This window comes from Stenotrophomonas sp. SKA14 (assembly GCF_000158575.1).
GTDB classification, from domain to species: Bacteria; Pseudomonadota; Gammaproteobacteria; order Xanthomonadales; family Xanthomonadaceae; genus Stenotrophomonas; species Stenotrophomonas forensis.
In genome coordinates this window covers 4,716,439-4,735,521 of sequence record NZ_DS999412.1, presented here as the reverse complement: position 1 = coordinate 4,735,521, position 19,083 = coordinate 4,716,439, and the positions used below count along the sequence as shown (strand labels likewise).

Sequence of the window (19,083 nt, the reverse complement as noted above, 5' to 3'; positions counted from 1 at the left end):
GACGGCAGTCGCAGGTGTCTGACACCTGTCTGGAAGCGTGACGCCACCTATCTTGTGGTGGATATGCGTCTTCGAATCACTATTTGCCACGTCAGCCTCCCAAAACCTGACGGATCGATGCCGAATTGCGGCTGATCTTGTTTACAAACACATGGTCACTACCGGGATCGTCCAGGTAGTTCTCCAGCAAACTGGGTTCCACCACGTTCACCATGCGCAGCCCAATACTTGGTGCCTGGCTGGGCGGAGTGGCAGCGGCCGCCATCCGCACCATCGGCTGAGACACCGACATGGGCTGTCCCAGGCTGACCGGCCCGCCATCTGCATAGCCGTCACGCCATCCCCGAATGGCAGCCATACCGACGCGATTGAAGGCCGAGAGGAATGTCTTTGCGCCGGACTGCCGGGTCACTTCCTGGCGCAAAACGAACTCATCGGCATGCACGATGCCGGCAGGCTGGTATTTGCTGCCAGGCCCCGTCCAACCACCGGTTGCAAAGCTTGCCGCACTGGACACCGCCATAGCGGCCGCAGCGGCCTGCATCTGACTGGCCGCCTTGCTGACCGCCTGTGCGCCAATCACCAGGCCAAGTCCGGAAGAGCTGAGTGTTGTTGCCGAGGTCTCCAGCTTCGTGGCTCCAAGGCCAATGGCCGCGCCTGCGGCCGCTGCGACGGTTGCGGCTTTGGCCATCTGCTGGGCACCGTCACCGCCACCACCATTGCCTGATCCTGGAAAGAGGCTCATCAAGCGCATTGCGGCGGCCTGAGCCAGCTGCGCTGCGGCAAACTCGGCAATACCTTGAGCCAGGCTGGAGAAGAAGTTGGCAATCGAGTCGCTGAGCGAGTCGGTTTGTGTAACCAGTGACATGAACAGATTCTTGAACGACCCTTCAAGGGTGTTGCGTATGGACTGCTGGAGCAGACTGGTCGTTTGCGCCATCTCCTGGAGCTTTACCTCTATCTGGTCTACCGCCGCCGCGACCGCCGGATCCTTCAGCGTCAGGGCAATGGCTCGCATCTCCGGGAGAATCTCCCTGATCGCACCCAGCTTCTTCTGGTAGATGGAGACAACACTCTGCTGGGCCTGCGCCTCGGTAATGAGACCTGCCTGGAGCTCCACCTGGATGCGCTGTTGCTCCAGCGCGATGGACCCCATCGTCTGGTTATAGGTGTCCTGTAGCGTCTTGAAGCGGGCGCTTGCCTCGCTGAGGTTGAGCAGCTTTGCCACATCAGCGGCCTTGGCGGTTTCACCCAAGCCCTCAAGCTCTTGCTTCAGCAGATTGAGCTCGCGTCGGGTCTTGGCCAGCTCTGCGTCCGGGCCGCTCCCCTGGAGTTGAGCAATACGGTCGCGGACCCCGAGCATTTGCCGCTCTGCCTCCAGGCGCTGATCGGCCAAGTCTTTTTCCTTGGCCTTGTCCAGCAACTCCTGCTTGGTGCGGGCGGTGGCGTTCTGGAACTGACCCTCGGCGATGGCGGCCTCGATGCGGGCAGTTTCCGTTGCCCTCTTGTGCATCTCATCCAGCGTTCCGACCAACTGGATTTGTTGCTTCAGCCGCTCCAGTTCGCGCTGTGCAGCGGCCTCATCCTTCTGCGCGTCGGTTTTGGGTGCCTTGGGCGAGGTTTCTCGATACTGGCTTTGAAGCTGCTTGACCCGCCGATCATAGGCTCCACCACCGACACTGCCATCCTCGCCAAACACCACCCCCTTGAGCAGGGCGCTCTCAGGGGCGATAGCACGTAGCGTGCGGAACTGGTTGGCGACTTCTTCCGTGGCCTTCTTGAGCTTTTCGGCCTTGCTGGCCCCGCTATCCAGCGAGCGAGCAAGATCATCAGCCACGGCAACACCCTTGCGACGCAGCTCCGTGACGAAAGCCTCGCCCGACGCAAGTTCATCCTGGTCTTGCTTCTGCGATTTCAGCAGTGCCAGCCGTCGCTCCAGTTCGGCAATGTCGTTGGCCCTGTTCTGATCGCTCAGATAGCGAGGGGCAACGAAGGCTCCACTTCGAAGCGCAGCCAGTTGCTGCTGCACTTTGGCAATCTCAATTTCAAGGGTTGGGTTGGAGATGCTCTTGAGTTCGGAGGTGAAGGCTTGCCACTCCTGGCGCAGCTCCCCCACGAAGCCTGTCAGGCCGCGAGTGGCATCCTGAACCCGCTTGAGGCGGTCGGTATAGACGTCGGCCATGTACTCGACCGCAACCCGAACGGCATCGGTCTCGTTCCCCTGTTCTTCCAGGGCGCGTACATGCTCATAGACCTCTACCGTCAGAAAGCCGTATTGATCATTGAGCTTGCGCAGCGTGTCGGTAGGCGACTTGGCCAGCTCGGAAATCTTGGACGTGGTCGATTCAATGGAATCTCCAGTCAGTTTTGCCAGTGCGGCCGACGCGCGGCTTGCATCGTCAAGCGCCTTTCCCGACAGTTGGCCGCTGCGGGTGAGCTGCTCAACCGAGGCCCGTGCAAGATGGTAGTCCTTGACCAGTCCACCAATTTCACCGGCCAACTGGCTGAGCTGGCCCGCCGTCCGGCCGGAGCTGCCGCCATTGGCAATGATCGCCGACTCCAGGGATAGCAATTCCGTGTAGCCACGGTGGGCCATGTATGCCATTGAACCCAGAACCGCAGCAGTGCCGCCGACGGCGAGTACCATCGGGTTGATCGCTGCCGCCACTGCCCTGGCAGCAGGTCCAATGCCGCCAAATGAGTCCTTGATCTGGCCGCCTTGCTGCACAGCAACCATCCAGATGGGCATGCCGGTTGCGAGACTGGTCGTAATGTCGGTGATTTGGGCGGGCAGCTGCCGCATCGCCGCCTGATACTGGCCCGCAGACACTGCGCCAGCACCCATCGCACGCGAGATCGCGTCAGCGTTCTTGACGGCATTTCGTTGCGCTGCCAGGTCCGCCATCGAGCGGTTGTACTGGTCGCGACTGATCCGACCTGAATCTACAGCCGTCTTGAGCGCACGCTCGTCCTGCTCCAGCTTCTGGAGCTTCGCCGAGGCTCGGTCGTAACGTCCGATAGCGCCCTCGACAGACTGTTCACGCTGGCGCTCAGTGCGCACCAGCGCGCCACCCTGCTTATCCAGGGCTTTGATTGCGTTGTTGTAGTCCTCGGTGCTGAGCAACCCTCTGGACATGGCCCTATCGAGCAGCGTCTCAGTTTCGGCCAGGTCGGCCATGCTGGCCGCGCCGCGTTCTAGACGCGCATCGAGCTCTCCAATCATCCGGATTTCATCAGCCACCGTCTTTTGAACGGCGCTGCCGGATGACCTTACGCGATCGGCCGCAGCAGCAACGTCTGCCGACATCGATTTGGCGGAGCTACCCGCCGCTTCCATGCCCGCCGCGCCTTTGGCAGCACTTGCTCCGGCCTCTTCAATGCGCCCTGCTGAGTCTGAACTGCTCCTACTGGCACGATCAATGGACTGCGCGGCCTTACTGGACTTCTGCGCCAGCGTGTCAAGTCCGGCGCCCGCAGCGGCGCCAGATTCCTTGATCGAGCTCAAGCCACGCTGCAACACCGGCAGCGCCTTTTGCGCGTGCTCAATGTCCACCGCGATACGCATCGCCAGTTCCAGGCTGCGCTTACTTGCCATGATTATTCCTCTGACAGCAGTTGCCGTAGTAACGCTGCGGTTTCTTTGGGTGCGCCGTTCGTCGCGGCATTTATGTCGTTGATGCGCTCAGCGCGAAAGCGGCGGCGCTGCAACTGAGATTCGCGATACAGAAGCTGCAACTGTCGTCCTGTCATCGCCTTGAGCTGCTCGCATGATCCGTACCCTGCACTCGCCAAGGCACTGAAGACCTTGGCCCAGCTCACGGGCTGCTTTGGGGGGCCTCTGCGATTGCGCGCCGGAGAACCCGTCGGATAAAAAAACCCGAATTCACCCTCCACCAGGCAAGCATCAGCAGCTCACCCTCAGCTTCGCTCAACGACTCAACCCAGCTGCGCTCGACGTTTGCGGACTTGGACATCAGGTCCAAAATCACATCAGCGTTGCGAGCGCAGACTTCGCTGACCTGCTCGAAGCTGGGGACGGTGCTGCCTGGCTTGAAGACCCCGTAGAGGTCTTCCATGAAGCCTCGAGCGGTAGCCTGGATGAACAGCCCCTCGGCGAATGTGTACTCACGCACTGAGAGCTGCCGATCAGCCACCTTTACTTGGCCTTCGCCCATCAGGATTTCCAGCTCTTCGTTGCCCGCTTCTGCACTGGAATCTGCCCCCCCCTTGTGAGGTGCCGCCGCCGGGGTTTTTCGCAGTATTTCCGATCCGTGTCGCCATTTTGCACCTCTCAATTTGTGAAGGGATTGAATCAAAAGTGGACAGCTGTCTCTTGCGGACCCAGGTCCGGGTACGCGTGGTATGGAAGGCGTGTTAACGGCGCTTTGCCCTCTATGGCGGGAGGCAAATGTTTCGCATGCGAAACATTTCGGCTCTTGTCCAGTCGGCGCCAAGTGGCGTCATGCCTGGCTTTCCTTTGGATGCTCACCGCCCTTTAGCTTTTTCGTCGTTTGGAGGTGTCTCTCTGCGCGCCGGATCATCTTGCAGACCGCTTGGGTCGATACATTCAGCATGGTCGCTATTTCACTGCGGCTCTTGTTGTTCTGGAGATGAGAATGGGCCTGTAGCGCCCGTGCCAATGCAGCATCGCTCTGGCCGCTCGGCACGTAGATGCAGAGAGAGCGGCATCGAGTCAGTAGTTCCTGGCGAATGTCATCTGCCGCAACGGCCCGCTCCAGTTCATCCAGCAAGCCTGCCTGGCGAAGTTGATGGCAGACCTCATCCTCAACCAAGTCGAGGAGCTCCATGCCCAATTTGCTTGCGTGCCCTCCTGCCTTTGACCGGTTCGTCGGCAGGTAGATCGTGCTGCCTCCGAACTGGGCCTTGATTCGGCGGCACAATTGCCTGGATACCGCGAGGGTGTCGGCGTGCGGGACGTCCGCACTACTGAGGATCAGACAGATAACGTCCGTGACCTCTTCGAAAAAGGTTTTGTTGGCCGACACGCTTTGCTCCAGACGGTGTTCATGACAGTCGCCGGTTGAACGCTCGGGGAAGCGATATCGTTCCACCGAATAGCGCATGACCAGGCGATTCACCCGGACAGCTGTCCGGGCGATGGGAGTATCCCGACGACGTCAGAGCAAGTCTCCGAAACCAGTTTCTAGAAATGAGGTTTCGCTCAAAACGCTCGGCGCTGAGCGTTTTGCCCCTACGGCCAGGAGAGGAAAATCATGCGAATTCGCATGATTTGGGAGCTGAGACCGTGGGTAGGCAAGGGAAAAGTGACACGTTGTCACTTTTCGGGCAGTCAAATCGTGCGATGTCGCACGATTTGACTGTTCTTGGCGGCGGGCCAAATGTCGCGCATGCGCGACATTTCAGCCAGGCTCACCCTCAACCAAAATGTTTCGACGTCGAAACATTTGAGCGCTCCTGTGACGCGCCAAATGCCGCGAAATCGCGGCATTTGGCGCGTGATTGAGGCAAGGCGACGAAGGCTCCAAATGCGTCGATTTCGACGCATTTGGTCGGCTCTGGCCAAACGAACCGGGAACACTCAAGCGGTCTCAAATGTCGCGACGTCGCAACATTTGGGGCCGGCATCAATGGATGCGAAGGTTCGAAAAGCGACACGGTGTCGCTTTTGGGTGCGTAGCGGGCGGGGCGGCCAGAGTCCGGGTCGGGCCAGCGGCACAGTCACTCCGCTACGTCAAAACGGACTTTGAGTCCGAAATGTGTCGCATGCGAAACACTTGGGGTGGAGGTGAGGCTGGCTCAAATGTTGCGCCCGCGCAACATTCGGCGCGCCCTGGCAGGGATTGCCGCTGACGCAATGCTGTCGGATCTGCACGAGGTAGTCCCGCCACATCCCGGGTAGTCCGCCATCAATTATCCCGCCGTGCTCCCTTGGAATATCTCACCTCGGAACATCAAGGAATGATGGCCGCAGTGTTGGTTCGATCCATGACCCAGAAGAGGAATTTTGACGTGATCAAGAAGCAGAACCTTCGCATCAATGTGCTTGCCGCCGCCGTGCTGTCGATGACTGCGGTTGGTGCCGTCCACGCCGCAGGGTTGCCGACCCGTGAGCCGGTGCGCCAGGCCAGCACCGCAGAGCCGGGCACCGAACGCATCATCGTCAAGTACCGCACCGGCACCGCTGCGGCGAGCGACCGCTCGGCCAAGCTGTCCACCGTGCAGTCCGCGCTGACCCGCGCCAGCCTGTCCGGCGGCACCACTCGTGCCAGCACGCTTGGGCCGCAGGTAGTGCGCCGGCTTGGTGTCGGCGCCGACCTGATCCGCCTGCAGGGACGCCTTGCGCCTGCCGAACTGCAGCGCGTGCTGAAGGAACTCCAGGCCGACCCGGCGGTGCAGTACGCCGAGGCCGACGTGAAGCTGCGCCGCACTGAACTGCGTGCTGGTGACGTGCAGCCGGCGCTGGTGCCGAATGATCCGCTGTACCAGCAGTACCAGTGGCACTACTACAACGCCACCGGCGGCATCAACGCGCCGTCAGCATGGGATGTCTCCAAGGGCGAGGGCATCGTGGTGGCGGTGATCGATACCGGCATCCTGCCGCAGCATCCCGATCTGGTCGGCAACCTGCTGGAAGGCTACGACTTCATCAGCGATGCGGAAACCTCGCGACGCCCGACCAATGACCGCGTGCCTGGTGCACAGGACTATGGTGACTGGGTCGAGAACGACAACGAGTGCTACACCGGTTCGGTGGCCGAAGAGAGCTCCTGGCACGGTACCCACGTGGCCGGCACCGTTGCCGAGCAGACCAACAACGGTGTCGGCATGGCCGGCGTTGCGCACAAGGCCAAGGTGCTGCCGGTGCGTGTGCTCGGCAAATGCGGCGGCTACCTGTCCGATATCGCCGACGGCGTGATCTGGGCTTCTGGTGGCACCGTGGCGGGCATTCCGGCCAACACCAACCCGGCCGAGATCATCAACATGAGCCTGGGCGGCAGCGGCGCCTGCGGCAGCACGTATCAGGACGCGATCAACGGTGCCATCTCGCGCGGTACCACGGTGGTGGTGGCCGCCGGCAACGAAACCGACAACGCATCCAAGTACCGGCCGGCCAGCTGCGAAGGCGTAGTGACCGTGGGTGCCACCCGCATCACCGGTGGCATCACCTACTACTCCAACTACGGCACCCGCGTGGACCTGTCCGGTCCGGGTGGTGGTGGCAGCGTCGATGGCAACCCGGGCGGCTACATCTGGCAGGCCGGCTCCAATGCGGCCACCACGCCGGAGTCGGGTACGCCCAGCTACATGGGTCTGGGCGGTACCTCGATGGCGTCGCCGCATGTCGCTGCCGTCGCTGCACTGGTGCAGAGCGCGTTGATCGCCAAGGGCAAGGATCCGCTGACTCCGGCCGCGATGCGCACCCTGCTGAAGGAAACCGCGCGTCCGTTCCCGGTCTCCATTCCGGCTGCCACCCCGATCGGCACCGGCATCGTCGATGCCAAGGCCGCGCTGGCCAAGGCACTGGAAGAGCCCTGCACCGAGAACTGCGGGCCGGTCGCCACACCGCTGACCAACAAGGCCGCCATCGGTGGCCTGAACGGTGGGGCCGGCAGCAGCACGCTGTACAGCTTCGAGGCGGTGGCCGGCAAGCAGCTCAGCGTCATCACCTACGGCGGTACCGGCAACGTCTCGGTCTATCTGGCCCAGGGCCGCGAGCCGAGTGCCACCGACAACGATGCGCGTTCGACCCGCCCGGGCACTTCGGAAACGGTGCGGGTGACGGCACCGGCCGCCGGCACCTATTACATCAAGGTGGTAGGCGAGGCGGCCTACAACGGCGTGAGCATCCTTGCCACGCAGTAAGCACCTGCCGACGTAGTTGAATGGCCGAGGCCCGTCATCCTGTGTGACGGGCTTCGTCTTTTTACGAAAGGTGGCCGAGGGGCGGCGGAAATCACGGCTTAACTGCTAAAGTCGGAACGACTGACAGGAGAGTCACGTGAACGCGCTCGCCGCAACCGTTACCGACGACGCCGAAGGCCGCATCCTGGATGCGCTGCTGGCGCGTGGCCGGCTCAAGGAAGGGGACCTGGCGCGCGCGCGGCCGCTGCATGCCGAGGCCGGCGGCAGCCTGCTCGGCCTGCTGGTGCGGTTGGGGCTGGTTTCCGAGCGCGACCAGGCGCAGGCCAGCGCCGAGGTGCTGGGCCTGCCGCTGCTGGAGGGCAAGCAGGTACCCGAAGCCCCGCCGCAGGCGCTGGCCGAAGGCCTGCCGCTGTCGCTGCGTTTCCTGAAGCAGTTCCACGTATGCCCGCTGGAATTGAATGAACAGGGCGTCCGGTTGTGGCTGGCCGACGCCCACGACGCCTACCCGCAGCAGGCGGTGCAGCTGGCGCTGGGGGTTCCGGTGACGCCGGTGCTGGGCATGCGCGCGGAGATCGACGATCTGGTCGAACGCTGGTTCGGCCAGGGGCGCAGTGCGATGGGCGCGATCGTGGAAACCGCCGACGGCGAGGGCGGTGCGGTCGACGACATCGAGCACCTGCGCGATCTTGCCTCGGAAGCGCCGGTGATCCGCCTGGTCAACCTGGTGATCCAGCGTGCGGTGGAACTGCGTGCCTCGGACATCCACGTCGAACCCTTCGAAAGCCGGCTCAAGGTGCGTTACCGCGTCGATGGCGTGCTGGTGGAGGGCGAAAGCCCGCCGGCCAACCTGACCGCCGCGGTGATCAGCCGCATCAAGATCATGGCCCGGCTCAACATCGCCGAGCGCCGCCTGCCGCAGGACGGCCGCATCATGCTGCGCGTGCAGGGCAAGGAACTGGACCTGCGCGTAAGCACCGTACCGACCGCGCATGGCGAGAGCGTCGTGATGCGCCTGCTCGACCGTGAAACGGTGGTATTCGATTTCCATCGGCTCGGCTTTACCGATGCCTTCCTGCCGCAGTTCCGCAAGGTGCTGGAACAACCGCACGGCATCCTGCTGGTCACCGGCCCGACCGGTTCAGGCAAGACCACCACGCTGTACACCGCGCTCAGCCAGCTCAACACCGCCGACGTCAAGATCATCACCGTCGAAGATCCGGTCGAGTACCAGATCGAGGGCATCAACCAGATCCAGGCCAAGCCGCAGATCGGGCTGGATTTCGCCAACGCCCTGCGCAGCATCGTGCGCCAGGACCCGGACATCATCATGATCGGTGAAATGCGCGATCTGGAAACCGCGCGCATCGCCATCCAGTCGGCGCTGACCGGCCACCTGGTGCTGTCCACCCTGCACACCAACAATGCGGCCGGCGGCATCACCCGCCTGCTCGACATGGGCGTGGAGGACTACCTGCTCACCTCCACCATCAACGGCATCCTGGCCCAGCGCCTGGTGCGCCGGCTGGAGCCGACCCACGCCGAGCGCTACGCAGCCTCGCCGGAAGAGATCGAACGCTTCGAGCTGCGCCGCCTGCAGCCCGAAGGCCCGATCCACCTGTTCCGCCCAAAGCCTTCGGCGCTGGCGCCGACTGGTTACCTCGGCCGCACCACCATCATGGAATTCCTGGTGATGAACGATGCGCTGCGGCGTGCGGTAATGCGCCGTGACGGCATGGGCGAGATCGAGCGCATCGCGCGCGAAGCCGGCATGCGCACCATGTACGAAGATGGCCTGTCCAAGGCGCTGAGCGGGCAGACCACCATCGAGGAAGTGCTGCGCGTGACCGAGGAAAGCTGATGCGCGCAGGACGCCGGGGCTGACATGCCGAACTATCGCTACAGGGCACTCAATCCGCACGGCGAGATCTTCGACGGGCAGATGGAAGCGGCCAGCGAGGCCGAACTGGTCGCGCGCCTGCAGGACCAGGGCCACCTACCGATGGAAACGCAGTTGGCCGACGGTGGTGCGATCGGCGCCAGCAACTGGCGCAGCCTGCTGCGCCAGCGCCCGCTGCAGGGTGCTGCGCTGCTGCAGTTCACCCAGCAGCTGGCGACCCTGCTTGGCGCCGGCCAGCCGCTGGACCGCGCGCTGTCGATCCTGCTGGGCCTTCCGGAAGACGAGCGTTCACGTCGCGCAATCACCGACATCCGCGACGTGGTGCGCGGCGGTGCGCCGCTGTCCACCGCGCTGGAACGCCAGCACGGCCTGTTTTCGCGCCTGTACGTGAACATGGTGCGTGCCGGCGAAGCCGGCGGCAGCCTGCATGAAACCCTGCAGCGCCTGGCCGATTACCTGGAACGCAGCCGCGCGCTGCAGGGCAAGGTGATCAACGCGCTGGTCTATCCGGCGATCCTGCTGGTGGTGGTGGGCGGCGCGCTGCTGTTCCTGCTTGGTTACGTGGTGCCGCAGTTCGCGCAGATGTACGAAAGCCTGGATGTAGCGCTGCCGTGGTTCACCAACGCGGTGCTGCAACTGGGCTTGTTCGTGCGCGACTGGTGGGTGTTGCTGCTGGTGGTGCCGGCCGTGCTCGCGTTGTTCTTCGAACGCAAGGCGCGGCAACCGGCCTTCCGCTTGGCCTTGGACGGCTGGCTGCTGCAGCGGCGTGGCATCGGCCGCCTCTTGGGTGAACTGGAAACCGCACGGCTTGCGCGCACGCTGGGCACGCTGCTGCGCAATGGCGTTCCTCTGCTCGGTGCGCTGGGCATTGCCCGCAACGTACTGGGCAACCGTGCGCTGGCCGCCGATGTCGAGGCGGCTGCCGATGAAGTGAAGAACGGTGCCGGCCTGTCGCTGGCGCTGTCACGCGGCAAGCGGTTCCCGCGCCTGGCCTGCAGATGATCCAGGTCGGCGAGGAATCCGGTGCGCTCGATACCATGCTGCTGAAGGCCGCCGATACGTTTGAACAGGACAGCGCCCGACGCATCGACCGCCTGCTGGCGGCGATGGTGCCGGCGATCACCCTGGTGCTGGCCTCGGTGGTCGGTGCGGTGATCGTGGCGGTGCTGGTGCCGCTGTATGACCTGACCAATGCCATCGGTTGACGATGGATCCCTACGCAACCCCGACACTCCGCAACCGAAAGGACCGACCATGATTGCTTCCCGTCGACCGATCCGCCTTTCCTTCACCGCCGCGCGCAACCAGTCGGGCATGAGCCTGCTGGAAATCATCATCGTCATCGTGCTGATCGGCGCGGTGCTGACCCTGGTCGCCAGCCGCGTGCTCGGCGGTGCCGATCGCGGCAAGGCCAACATTGCCAAGGCCCAGGTGCAGACCGTCGCGTCCAAGATCGACAACTACCAGATCGACACCGGCAAGCTGCCGGGCTCGCTCAATGATCTGGTGACCGCACCGGCCGGCGTCGGCGGCTGGCTGGGGCCGTATGCCAAGCCGGCCGACCTGAACGACCCGTGGGGCCATGCGCTGGAATACCGCGCGCCGGGCGAAGGCCAGCCCTACGAACTGGTCAGCCTGGGCAAGGACGGCAAGGCCGGCGGCAGCAGCGTCGACGCTGACATCCGCTACCAGCCCTGATTCTGCATGACGTATTTCCTGCCGCGCCGGCTGCCACGCCCGCGCCTGCACGGCAGGCGCGCAGCGGGACTGTCGCTGCTGGAGATGCTGCTGGTGATCGCGCTGATCGCGGCGATCGGGCTGATCACCGCAGCTGGGCTGTCGCGGGGGTTCTCCGGCATGCAGCTGCGCAGTGCCGGCAAGGACATTGCCAACCAGCTGCGCATGGTGCGCGCGCAGGCGATCGCCCGCGGCGAGCCGCAGCGCTTCGTCATCGAACCAGCGCGACGTCGCTGGGAAGGCGCCAACCAGCGCGTGGGTGAAGTGCCGCTACAGCTGCAGGTGCAGTTCGAAGGCGCCGCGCAGCTGGCCAGGGCGCCGGGGCAGGGCGTGATCGAGTTCCACCCGGATGGTGGTTCCAGCGGCGGCCGCATCCGCCTGCAGCGCGACGGCGCCGAATGGCGCATCGATGTCGGCTGGTTGACCGGCGAAGTCCGTTCCGGCCCCTGGCGGGAACAATGAAGCGGCGCGCGCGTGGCTTCACCCTGCTGGAAGTGATCATCGCCTTCGCCCTGCTCGGGTTGGCGCTGACCCTGCTGCTGGGAAGTCTCTCCGGTGGTGCGAAGCAGGTGCGCGAAGCCGAGGTGCGTACGCGTGCAGTGCTGCATGCGCAGTCGTTGCTGGCCGAAGCCGGTGTGGCCTCGCCGTTGCAGGTCGGCAGCCAGCAGGGTGACTGGGAACAGGGGCGCTATCACTGGGAACTGCAGGTGCAGCCGTGGGTGGAGCCGCGAGCCGGCAACCAGGCGCAAACGCAGGCGCCGGGAATGCCGTGGCTGGCCGAACTGCAACTGCAGGTGCGCTGGGGCGACAGCGAACGCGAGCAGCTTCGCTGGCGCAGCCTGCGCCTGTTGCCGCCAGACCTGGAGAGCGCGCGATGAAGCGCGGTGCCGCAGGCTTCACCCTGGTGGAAGTGATGCTGGCTACGGTGCTGCTGGCCGGGGGCCTGGCGCTGGCGTTCGCCAGCGTGCGCTCGGCGATGGCGGTCAGCCAGCGCGGCGAGCAGATCGCCGCCGAGAGCGAGCGCATGCGTGCGGTGGAAGCGCTGTTGCGGCGGCAGCTGTCCGCGGCGCTGCGTACGCCGCTGGAAGCGCCGGACCCTACCCGCGAGCCGATCTACTTCCAGGGCGAAGAGCAGCGCATGCTGTTCGCGGCCGATCTTCCGGGCTACCTCGGCCGCGGCGGTGCCTACCTGCACGCGTTGCAGGTGGAAGGCCGCAGCGGCCAGCAGCGCCTGCTGCTGGACCTGGTGCTGCTGCAGGAAGGCGAGCACATCGCCGAAAACCCGCCGCGCCCGCCGGAAGTGCTGGTGGACAACCTGAAATCGGTGCAGCTGCGCTATCGCGGCATCGACGCCAGCACCGGCCTGGTGACCGACTGGATGCCACGCTGGGACGATACGCGTCGCTTGCCGATGCTGGTGGAGATCCAGGTCGTGCCGGCCAAGGGCACGCCCTGGCCAGCGCTGGTGGTAGCGCCGCGCGCTGGTGGCAGCGGAGGTGCGCGATGAACCGGGTACGGGGTGCGGCGCTGGTGCTGGTGCTGTGGCTGATCGCGCTGATGACGGCGCTGGTGGGGGCCTTCGCGCTGAGCGCGCGCGTCGAGCATCTGCAGCAGCAGGTGCTCGATGGCGACGCGCGGGGCCAGGAACGCGCACGCGCGGGCATGGAATATGCGCTGATGCGCCTGTCCGCCGACCCGCAGCGGGCGCCCTGGCGCGCCGACGGCCGCACCTATCGCTGGCAGTTCGATGACGCCAACATCGAGATCACGGTGCTTGATGAGAACGGCAAGATCAATCTGAACCTGGCCGACGTGGCACTGCTGGAGGCGTTCCTGAAGGCGCTGGGCGAGGAAGACGGCAGTGCCCGGCAGCTGGCCGGTGCCATCGTCGACTGGCGTGACGAAGACAGTCTGCTGCAGCCCGGCGGCGGCGCCGAGGCGCCCGACTACGCCGCGGCGGGGCTGCCGTACGGCCCGCGCAACAAGCGTTTTGAGACCCTGGGCGAGCTGCAGCGGGTGCTGGGCATGCGTGGCCCGCTGTACCGGGCCATGCTTCCGCACCTGACCCTGTACAGCCGCCAGTCGCGGCCGGATCCGCAGTTTGCCAGCGCACCGGTGCTGACGGCATTGGGCCTGGATGCGGACACCCTTCTTGCCCAGCGCGCCCAGCAGGAGCGTGACGCCGATTCCGCTGCGGGTGCGTCAACGCTTGCCAGCAGCAGTGGCACCTATAGTATCGAGTCCCGTGTCACCGACGGCAGTGGACGCCGGTCAGTGCTGCAGGCAGTGGTACGCAACGGCTCGGGCGGGGTTCCCGGGCGGACCTACACAGTGCTTCGCTGGGAGCAGGGAATGACAGCAAGATGACGGCGTGGCAGGACAGTCTGCGACAGGTGCAGGGCCGGATCGGTCCTGGCGCCGGCCGTTTCCTGCGCTGGTGGCGGCAGTCGTTGCTGGCCTGGGTGCCGGTCCGTTGGCAGTGGGCGCTGGGTTGGGCGCAGGCACGCCTGCTGCTGCAGCGTGAGGGCGACCAGCTGCAGGTCTGGCGTGAGGCCGGCGAGCGCCGTGAGTCCGTGGCGCGGCTGCCGTGGCCATTGTCGCCGGCCGAGCTGGAACGGGTCCTGGAAGCACGCCTGCGCAGCCTACCGCGCGTGTGGCTGCTGCCGGCCAGCGAGGTGCTGCGTCGCCATCTGCGGTTGCCGGCCGCCGCCGCCGACCGCCTGCGTGCGGTGGTCGGCTTCGAGATCGACCGCCAGACGCCGTTCGAATCCAGCCAGGTCAGCTATGACGTGCGCGAGCTAGGAGCGGCCGGCGAGGGCCAGCTGCAGGTCGAGCTGGTGGCCTGGCCGTTGCGCCAGCTGGATGCCTGGCGCGGCAGCGTGGGCCCCTGGGCCGATGCGTTGGCCGGTGTCGATGCGATCGACGCGCAGGGCAACACCCTGCAGGTGAACCTGCTGCCGCCCGCGCAGCGCCAGCTGCAGGCCGATCCGATGCGGCGCTGGAACCTGCTGTTGGGCGTGGCTGCCGTGGTGATGCTGGTGCTTGCCGGCCTGCAACTGCTGGACAACCGCCGCGCAGCGGCCGACGAACTGCGTGCCCAGGTGGAACGCAGCGCACGCAGTGCGCGTGGCGTGGCCAGTGAGCGTGCGCAGCTGCAGGCGCTTATCGACGGTGCCGCGTTCCTGGAAAAGCAGCGCAGCCAGCGCGCAGGCACGGTCGACATCTGGACCGAGTTGACCCGGCGCCTGCCGGAGGGCACCTATCTGGAAAAGCTCGCCATCGAGAACAACAACCTGCAGCTGATCGGGCTCAGCCGCGAAGCCTCGCAGCTGGTGCAGCTGCTGCAGGACGCACCGCAGTGGCGCAAGGTCAATCTGACCGGTGTATTGCAGGCCGATGGCGCTGCCAGTGGCCGTGATCGTTTCACCATGACCGCAGAGCTGCAGCCGTTGCCGGCGGCTGCCCCGACCCGGGAGGCGGCCGATGCCGATGCCAAGCGCACGCCGTGACCGCTGGCTGGCACTGGCACTGCTGCTGGCAGTGCTGGGCCTGGCCTACCTGCTGCTGGTGCACCCATGGTTCACCCAGCCCCTGCGTGAGATCGATGCCGATGTCGCGGCGCTGCGCGAGCGCGAGGCGCGCGTGCAGGCGCAGCTGCAGCAGCAGCCGCAGATCGAACAGCGCCTGCGCGCCACCCGCGAAGCGTTGCAGCAGCGCCCCGGTTTCCTGCGCGAAGCCACTGCCGAAGCTGCCGCAGCCGCGCTGGGCGCGAAGCTGCAGGATGCGGTGGCAATGGCCAGCCCGGGCAACCGCAGCTGCACCATCAGCAACCGTACGCCGCTGACCGACAACCGGCGCGATGCCGAGTTCGTGCGCGTCGCCATGCAGGTGCGCCTGCGCTGTGGCGTCGCCGAACTGGCCACGGTGCTGCACAGCCTGGAAACCGGCAGCCCGCGCCTGTTCGTCGACAACCTCAACCTGATCGCGCAGCGCTTCCAGCAGTCACCGAACGAATCCGGGCTGGGCCTGGATGTGTCATTCGAACTGGCGGGCTATCTGTTGCCGGGTGCGGCGACCGACGCGGCCACGCCGGCCCCGGCGGCCGAACCGGCCGCGCAGCCGCAGCCGTCGCCGGCGGCCGCGGCGCCCGCCCCGGCGGCGCCGGCCGAGGGGCAGGAGGTGGCCGATGAAACTTGAGCAGATCAGCCTGCGCACCGGCTTCCTGCTGGCATTGGCGGGTTGGGCGGCGGCGATCTGGCTGGCCACCGGCTTCGGCCTTGGCAGCCAGTTGCCCGGCGCCGACGGCGATGCGGATGCAGCGCCGTCGTTACCGGCGCTGCCAGCCCTGGCCGCCGAGCGCATGGCCAGCGCAGACAGCTACAGCGCGATCGGCGAACGCCCGCTGTTCGCCGAAGACCGCAGGCCGCGGCCCTACCTGCTCGGTGGCAGCGAGCCAGCCGCCAGCGCGGCCCTGCGCCTGACCGGCGTGCTGATGACCGGCAATTTCAGCATGGCCACCTTCACCACCGAGCAGAACCGCTCGGTGCGGCTGCGCCTCAACGGTGACGCCGTGGATGGCTGGCAGCTGGTGGCGCTGGAACCGCGCCGGGCCACGGTGATCGGCCCCGGTGGCAGCCAGGTGCTGGAACTGGCCGTGTTCAACGGCCAGGGCGGTGAACCACCCACCGTACTGCGTGGCGCCAACGGTGCGCCGCCGGCCGGTGCGATCGTGGTACCGCCGCCGGCCGGTGCCCCGCCCGCGCCGCCCCCGGCTGCGGCAAGTGCGCAGCCACCGCCGCAGCCGGCTGGCAGCGTGCCGCCGGCGGCCGCTACACCCCCTGCCAACAACAACGGCCCCAGCGAAGCGCAGATGCAGGCCATCCGCGAACGCATCCAGGCCCGTCGCCGCCAGCTGCAGCAACAACAGCAGCAACAACCGTCGCCGCCCCCAGGCGATGGCACCAACCGATAGAGTGAATGCATGAGCCTGCGTTTTCTTCCCTGGTCCTTTGCCCTCGCGCTGCTGGTCGGCTGCAGCACCGTGTCCGCGCCGCATGTGCAGCGCAAAGGCAACCTGACATCCACCACCGAGGCCGGACAGGCCGCGGAGGTCGCCGCCGATGCTGCCCGTGATGCCCAGGGGGCCCCGCAGGCGGTGATCCGTCGCGGCACCGGCACCATGATCAACCGCGAAGCGGCACGCGCACCCGCACCGGCACTGCACGGGGCCAGTACCGGCGAGGCGACCTTCAATTTCGAAGGCGAGTCGGTGCATGCGGTGGTCAAGGCCATCCTGGGTGACATGCTGGGCCAGAACTACGTGATCGCACCGGGGGTGCAGGGCACGGTCACCCTGGCCACGCCCAAGCCGGTGTCGCCGGCACAGGCGTTGAACCTGCTGGAAATGGTGCTGGGCTGGAACAACGCGCGCATGGTGTACAGCGGCGGCCGCTACAACATCGTCGCCGCCGACCAGGCCCTGGCTGGAACCGTTGCGCCCAGCACCGCGCCGGCGGCCAGCGCGCGCGGCTTCGAAGTAAGGGTGATCCCGCTGCAGTTCATCTCCGCCAGCGAGATGAAGAAGGTGCTGGAGCCGTATGCGCGGCCCAACGCCATCGTCAACGTCGACAGCGGCCGCAACGTGATCACGCTCGGCGGTACCCGCGCCGAGCTGGAAAACTACATGCGCACCGTCGAGATCTTCGACGTCGACTGGCTGTCGGGCATGTCGGTGGGCGTGTTCCCGATCCAGTCGGGCAAGGCCGAGCAGGTCGCCGCCGACCTGGAGAAAGTGTTCGGCGAGGAAAGCAAGACCCCCAGCGCGGGCATGTTCCGCTTCCTGCCGCTGGAGAATGCAAACGCCGTGCTGGTGATCACCCCGCAGGTGCGCTACCTGGACCAGATCCAGCAGTGGCTGGACCGCATCGACACCGCCGGTGGCAGCGCCCGCCTGTTCTCCTATGAACTGCGCTACATCAAGGCGCGCGACCTGGCCGAACGTCTCGGTGAAGCCTTCGCCAGCAGCGGCAACCGCGGCGGCTCCAGCCCGGCATCGTTGGCACCCGGTGCGATTCCGTCGCAGCTGGGCAGCGACGGCGACCGTGGCATGGACAGCAGCAACGGCAGCAACTTCGGCTCGACTTCTGGTAGCAGCACCGGTGGCAGCAACAACGGCAGCATGAACCTGCCGCAGCGCCAGTCCGGCAATGTCAGCATCAGCCTGGAAGTGGAAGGCGACCGCGTGGGCGTGTCGGCGGTGGAGGAAACCAACACCCTGCTGGTGCGCTCGACCCCGCAGGCCTGGCGCTCGATCCGCGAAGTGATCGAAAAGCTGGACGTGATGCCGCTACAGGTGCACATCGAAGCGCAGGTGGCCGAGGTCGCGCTGACCGGTGACCTGAAGTACGGCGTCAACTGGTTCTTCGACAATGCGGTGCTCGGGCAGAAACTGACCGGTGCATTGGGCGGCGTGACCCTGCCGGCCGCTGCGGGCGGTTCCTGGAGCAGTTTCGCGGGCGCCGTGACCGGCGCCGATGGTCTCGGCTGGGCATTCACCGGCCACAACGGCGCGGCGGTGGTGAGCGCGCTGGACAAGGTCACCGATGTGCGCCTGCTGCAGACGCCTTCGGTGTTCGTGCGCAACAACGCCGAGGCCACGCTCAATGTCGGCGACAAGGTGCCGATCAACACCACCACGGTGAACACCGGCGTGGGCACCAGCAGCTACAGCTCGGTGCAGTACATCGATACCGGCGTGATCCTCAAGGTGCGCCCGCGCGTGACCCGTGATGGCACGGTGTTCCTGGACATCGTGCAGGAAGTGAGCAGCGCGTCGGATGTGCCGGAGACCTGCAATCCGACCGAGCGCAACTGCAACCCGCGCATCTCGACCAAGAAGCTGTCCACCGAAGCGGCGGTACAGAGCGGCGACACCATCATGCTGGCCGGCCTGATCACCGATTCGGCCACCGATGGCAGCAGCGGCATCCCGGGCCTGAGCAAGATCCCGGTGGTCGGTGCGTTGTTCGGGCAGAAGACCCGCACCAGCCGTCGTTCGGAGGTGATCGTGCTGCTGACCCCGACCATCGTCCGCAACGCCCAGGAATCGCGGAATCTGACCGACGAGTACAGCCAGCGCTTCCGGGCGATGGAGCCGCTGAACCAGCCGCGCGCGAAGAAGTAAGGGGTTTGCGGCCGGGCGGCGCCCGGCACCCGCAGAGGCCAAGGCAACAGCAACAGCAACAGCAACAGCGGGCTACTGAGGGATGGCGGGGCGGTGTCGGATTGCGGGGACGCCGTAAACCCATCCCTGGGGGCTTGGCCGCGGCATCCATGCCGCGGACACCCCGCAATCCGACACCGCCCCGCCTCTGACAGATTCCTGCGGCTGTGGGTAGGTGTCGACCTTGGTCGACACGCTGGATCCACGCGATGTGTGGATGACTCTCCATCGAAATCGAATATTTCGATATCTGTGAGATCTGAGCCGAGCATGGCTCGGCTCTACAGAAAGCAAGGCCCGGCAGCTCGCAGGAAACTGTCGAAGGCGGGGTGGGTGCGGTTGCGGGGGCGTGAGCCGCATGGATGCGGCGACCGAGCCCACA

15 protein-coding genes and 1 pseudogene are annotated in these 19,083 nt (G+C 65.7%); 12 read left to right on the top strand and 4 right to left on the bottom strand.

Annotation, left to right across the window (positions count from 1 at the left end; genetic code table 11):
* Positions 1-91: 91 nt before the first annotated feature.
* The 4 genes from SSKA14_RS21715 to SSKA14_RS21705 form a co-directional block, all read right to left on the bottom strand.
* Entirely contained in the window at positions 92-3,595 is a 3,504-nt protein-coding gene (locus SSKA14_RS21715) for a phage tail length tape measure family protein (RefSeq protein ID WP_008266553.1), read from the bottom strand.
* Positions 3,596-3,597: 2 nt separating this feature from the next.
* Positions 3,598-3,819: a hypothetical protein gene (locus SSKA14_RS23900; RefSeq protein WP_148239706.1), complete on the bottom strand. Its 222-nt coding sequence runs from the start codon at positions 3,817-3,819 to the stop codon at positions 3,598-3,600.
* Entirely contained in the window at positions 3,816-4,295 is a 480-nt protein-coding gene (locus SSKA14_RS21710) for a DUF6631 family protein (RefSeq protein WP_332306293.1), read from the bottom strand. Before SSKA14_RS21710 ends, SSKA14_RS23900 begins: the two co-directional genes overlap by 4 nt.
* Before the next feature lie 165 nt (positions 4,296-4,460).
* Positions 4,461-5,099, bottom strand: a complete 639-nt coding sequence (locus SSKA14_RS21705) for a hypothetical protein (protein WP_148239704.1) — start codon at positions 5,097-5,099, stop codon at positions 4,461-4,463.
* Positions 5,100-5,991: 892 nt separating this feature from the next.
* On the opposite strand from SSKA14_RS21705, the gene SSKA14_RS21700 reads away from it, so the two are divergent.
* From SSKA14_RS21700 to gspD, 12 genes and pseudogenes are all read left to right on the top strand, one after another.
* The gene (locus tag SSKA14_RS21700; RefSeq protein WP_040009932.1) at positions 5,992-7,845 is read left to right on the top strand and encodes a S8 family serine peptidase; all 1,854 of its coding nucleotides are present in this window, start codon (positions 5,992-5,994) and stop codon (positions 7,843-7,845) included.
* 136 nt (positions 7,846-7,981) lie between these two features.
* Positions 7,982-9,703, top strand: coding sequence for a type II secretion system ATPase GspE (gene gspE / locus SSKA14_RS21695; RefSeq protein WP_008265613.1), 1,722 nt, complete (start codon positions 7,982-7,984; stop codon positions 9,701-9,703).
* A gap of 24 nt (positions 9,704-9,727) precedes the next feature.
* Positions 9,728-10,947: pseudogene (locus SSKA14_RS21690) on the top strand (type II secretion system F family protein).
* A 49-nt stretch (positions 10,948-10,996) separates the two neighbouring features.
* Positions 10,997-11,440 carry a type II secretion system major pseudopilin GspG gene (gene gspG, locus SSKA14_RS21685; RefSeq protein WP_004154150.1) on the top strand — a complete coding sequence of 148 codons (444 nt, stop codon included), beginning with the start codon at positions 10,997-10,999 and terminating at the stop codon, positions 11,438-11,440.
* A gap of 6 nt (positions 11,441-11,446) precedes the next feature.
* The gene (locus tag SSKA14_RS21680) at positions 11,447-11,941 is read left to right on the top strand and encodes a GspH/FimT family pseudopilin (protein WP_040008959.1); all 495 of its coding nucleotides are present in this window, start codon (positions 11,447-11,449) and stop codon (positions 11,939-11,941) included.
* Positions 11,938-12,357 carry a prepilin-type N-terminal cleavage/methylation domain-containing protein gene (locus tag SSKA14_RS21675; RefSeq protein WP_040008956.1) on the top strand — a complete coding sequence of 140 codons (420 nt, stop codon included), beginning with the start codon at positions 11,938-11,940 and terminating at the stop codon, positions 12,355-12,357. The genes SSKA14_RS21680 and SSKA14_RS21675 overlap by 4 nt, the downstream gene beginning before the upstream one ends.
* The gene (locus SSKA14_RS21670) at positions 12,354-12,986 is read left to right on the top strand and encodes a type II secretion system protein J (RefSeq protein WP_040008952.1); all 633 of its coding nucleotides are present in this window, start codon (positions 12,354-12,356) and stop codon (positions 12,984-12,986) included. The genes SSKA14_RS21675 and SSKA14_RS21670 overlap by 4 nt, the downstream gene beginning before the upstream one ends.
* A complete protein-coding gene (locus SSKA14_RS21665; protein ID WP_008268216.1) occupies positions 12,983-13,846 on the top strand; it encodes a general secretion pathway protein GspK in 864 nt (287 codons plus the stop codon). The genes SSKA14_RS21670 and SSKA14_RS21665 overlap by 4 nt, the downstream gene beginning before the upstream one ends.
* Positions 13,843-14,988: a PilN domain-containing protein gene (locus tag SSKA14_RS21660; protein WP_008264645.1), complete on the top strand. Its 1,146-nt coding sequence runs from the start codon at positions 13,843-13,845 to the stop codon at positions 14,986-14,988. Before SSKA14_RS21665 ends, SSKA14_RS21660 begins: the two co-directional genes overlap by 4 nt.
* Entirely contained in the window at positions 14,969-15,676 is a 708-nt protein-coding gene (gene gspM, locus SSKA14_RS21655; RefSeq protein ID WP_008264697.1) for a type II secretion system protein GspM, read from the top strand. Before SSKA14_RS21660 ends, gspM begins: the two co-directional genes overlap by 20 nt.
* Positions 15,666-16,451: a hypothetical protein gene (locus SSKA14_RS21650; protein WP_008266652.1), complete on the top strand. Its 786-nt coding sequence runs from the start codon at positions 15,666-15,668 to the stop codon at positions 16,449-16,451. Before gspM ends, SSKA14_RS21650 begins: the two co-directional genes overlap by 11 nt.
* Positions 16,452-16,460: 9 nt before the next feature.
* Complete coding sequence (gspD, locus tag SSKA14_RS21645; RefSeq protein ID WP_008265660.1) at positions 16,461-18,662, top strand: type II secretion system secretin GspD; 2,202 nt, start codon at positions 16,461-16,463, stop codon at positions 18,660-18,662.
* The last annotated feature ends 421 nt before the right edge of the window (positions 18,663-19,083 follow it).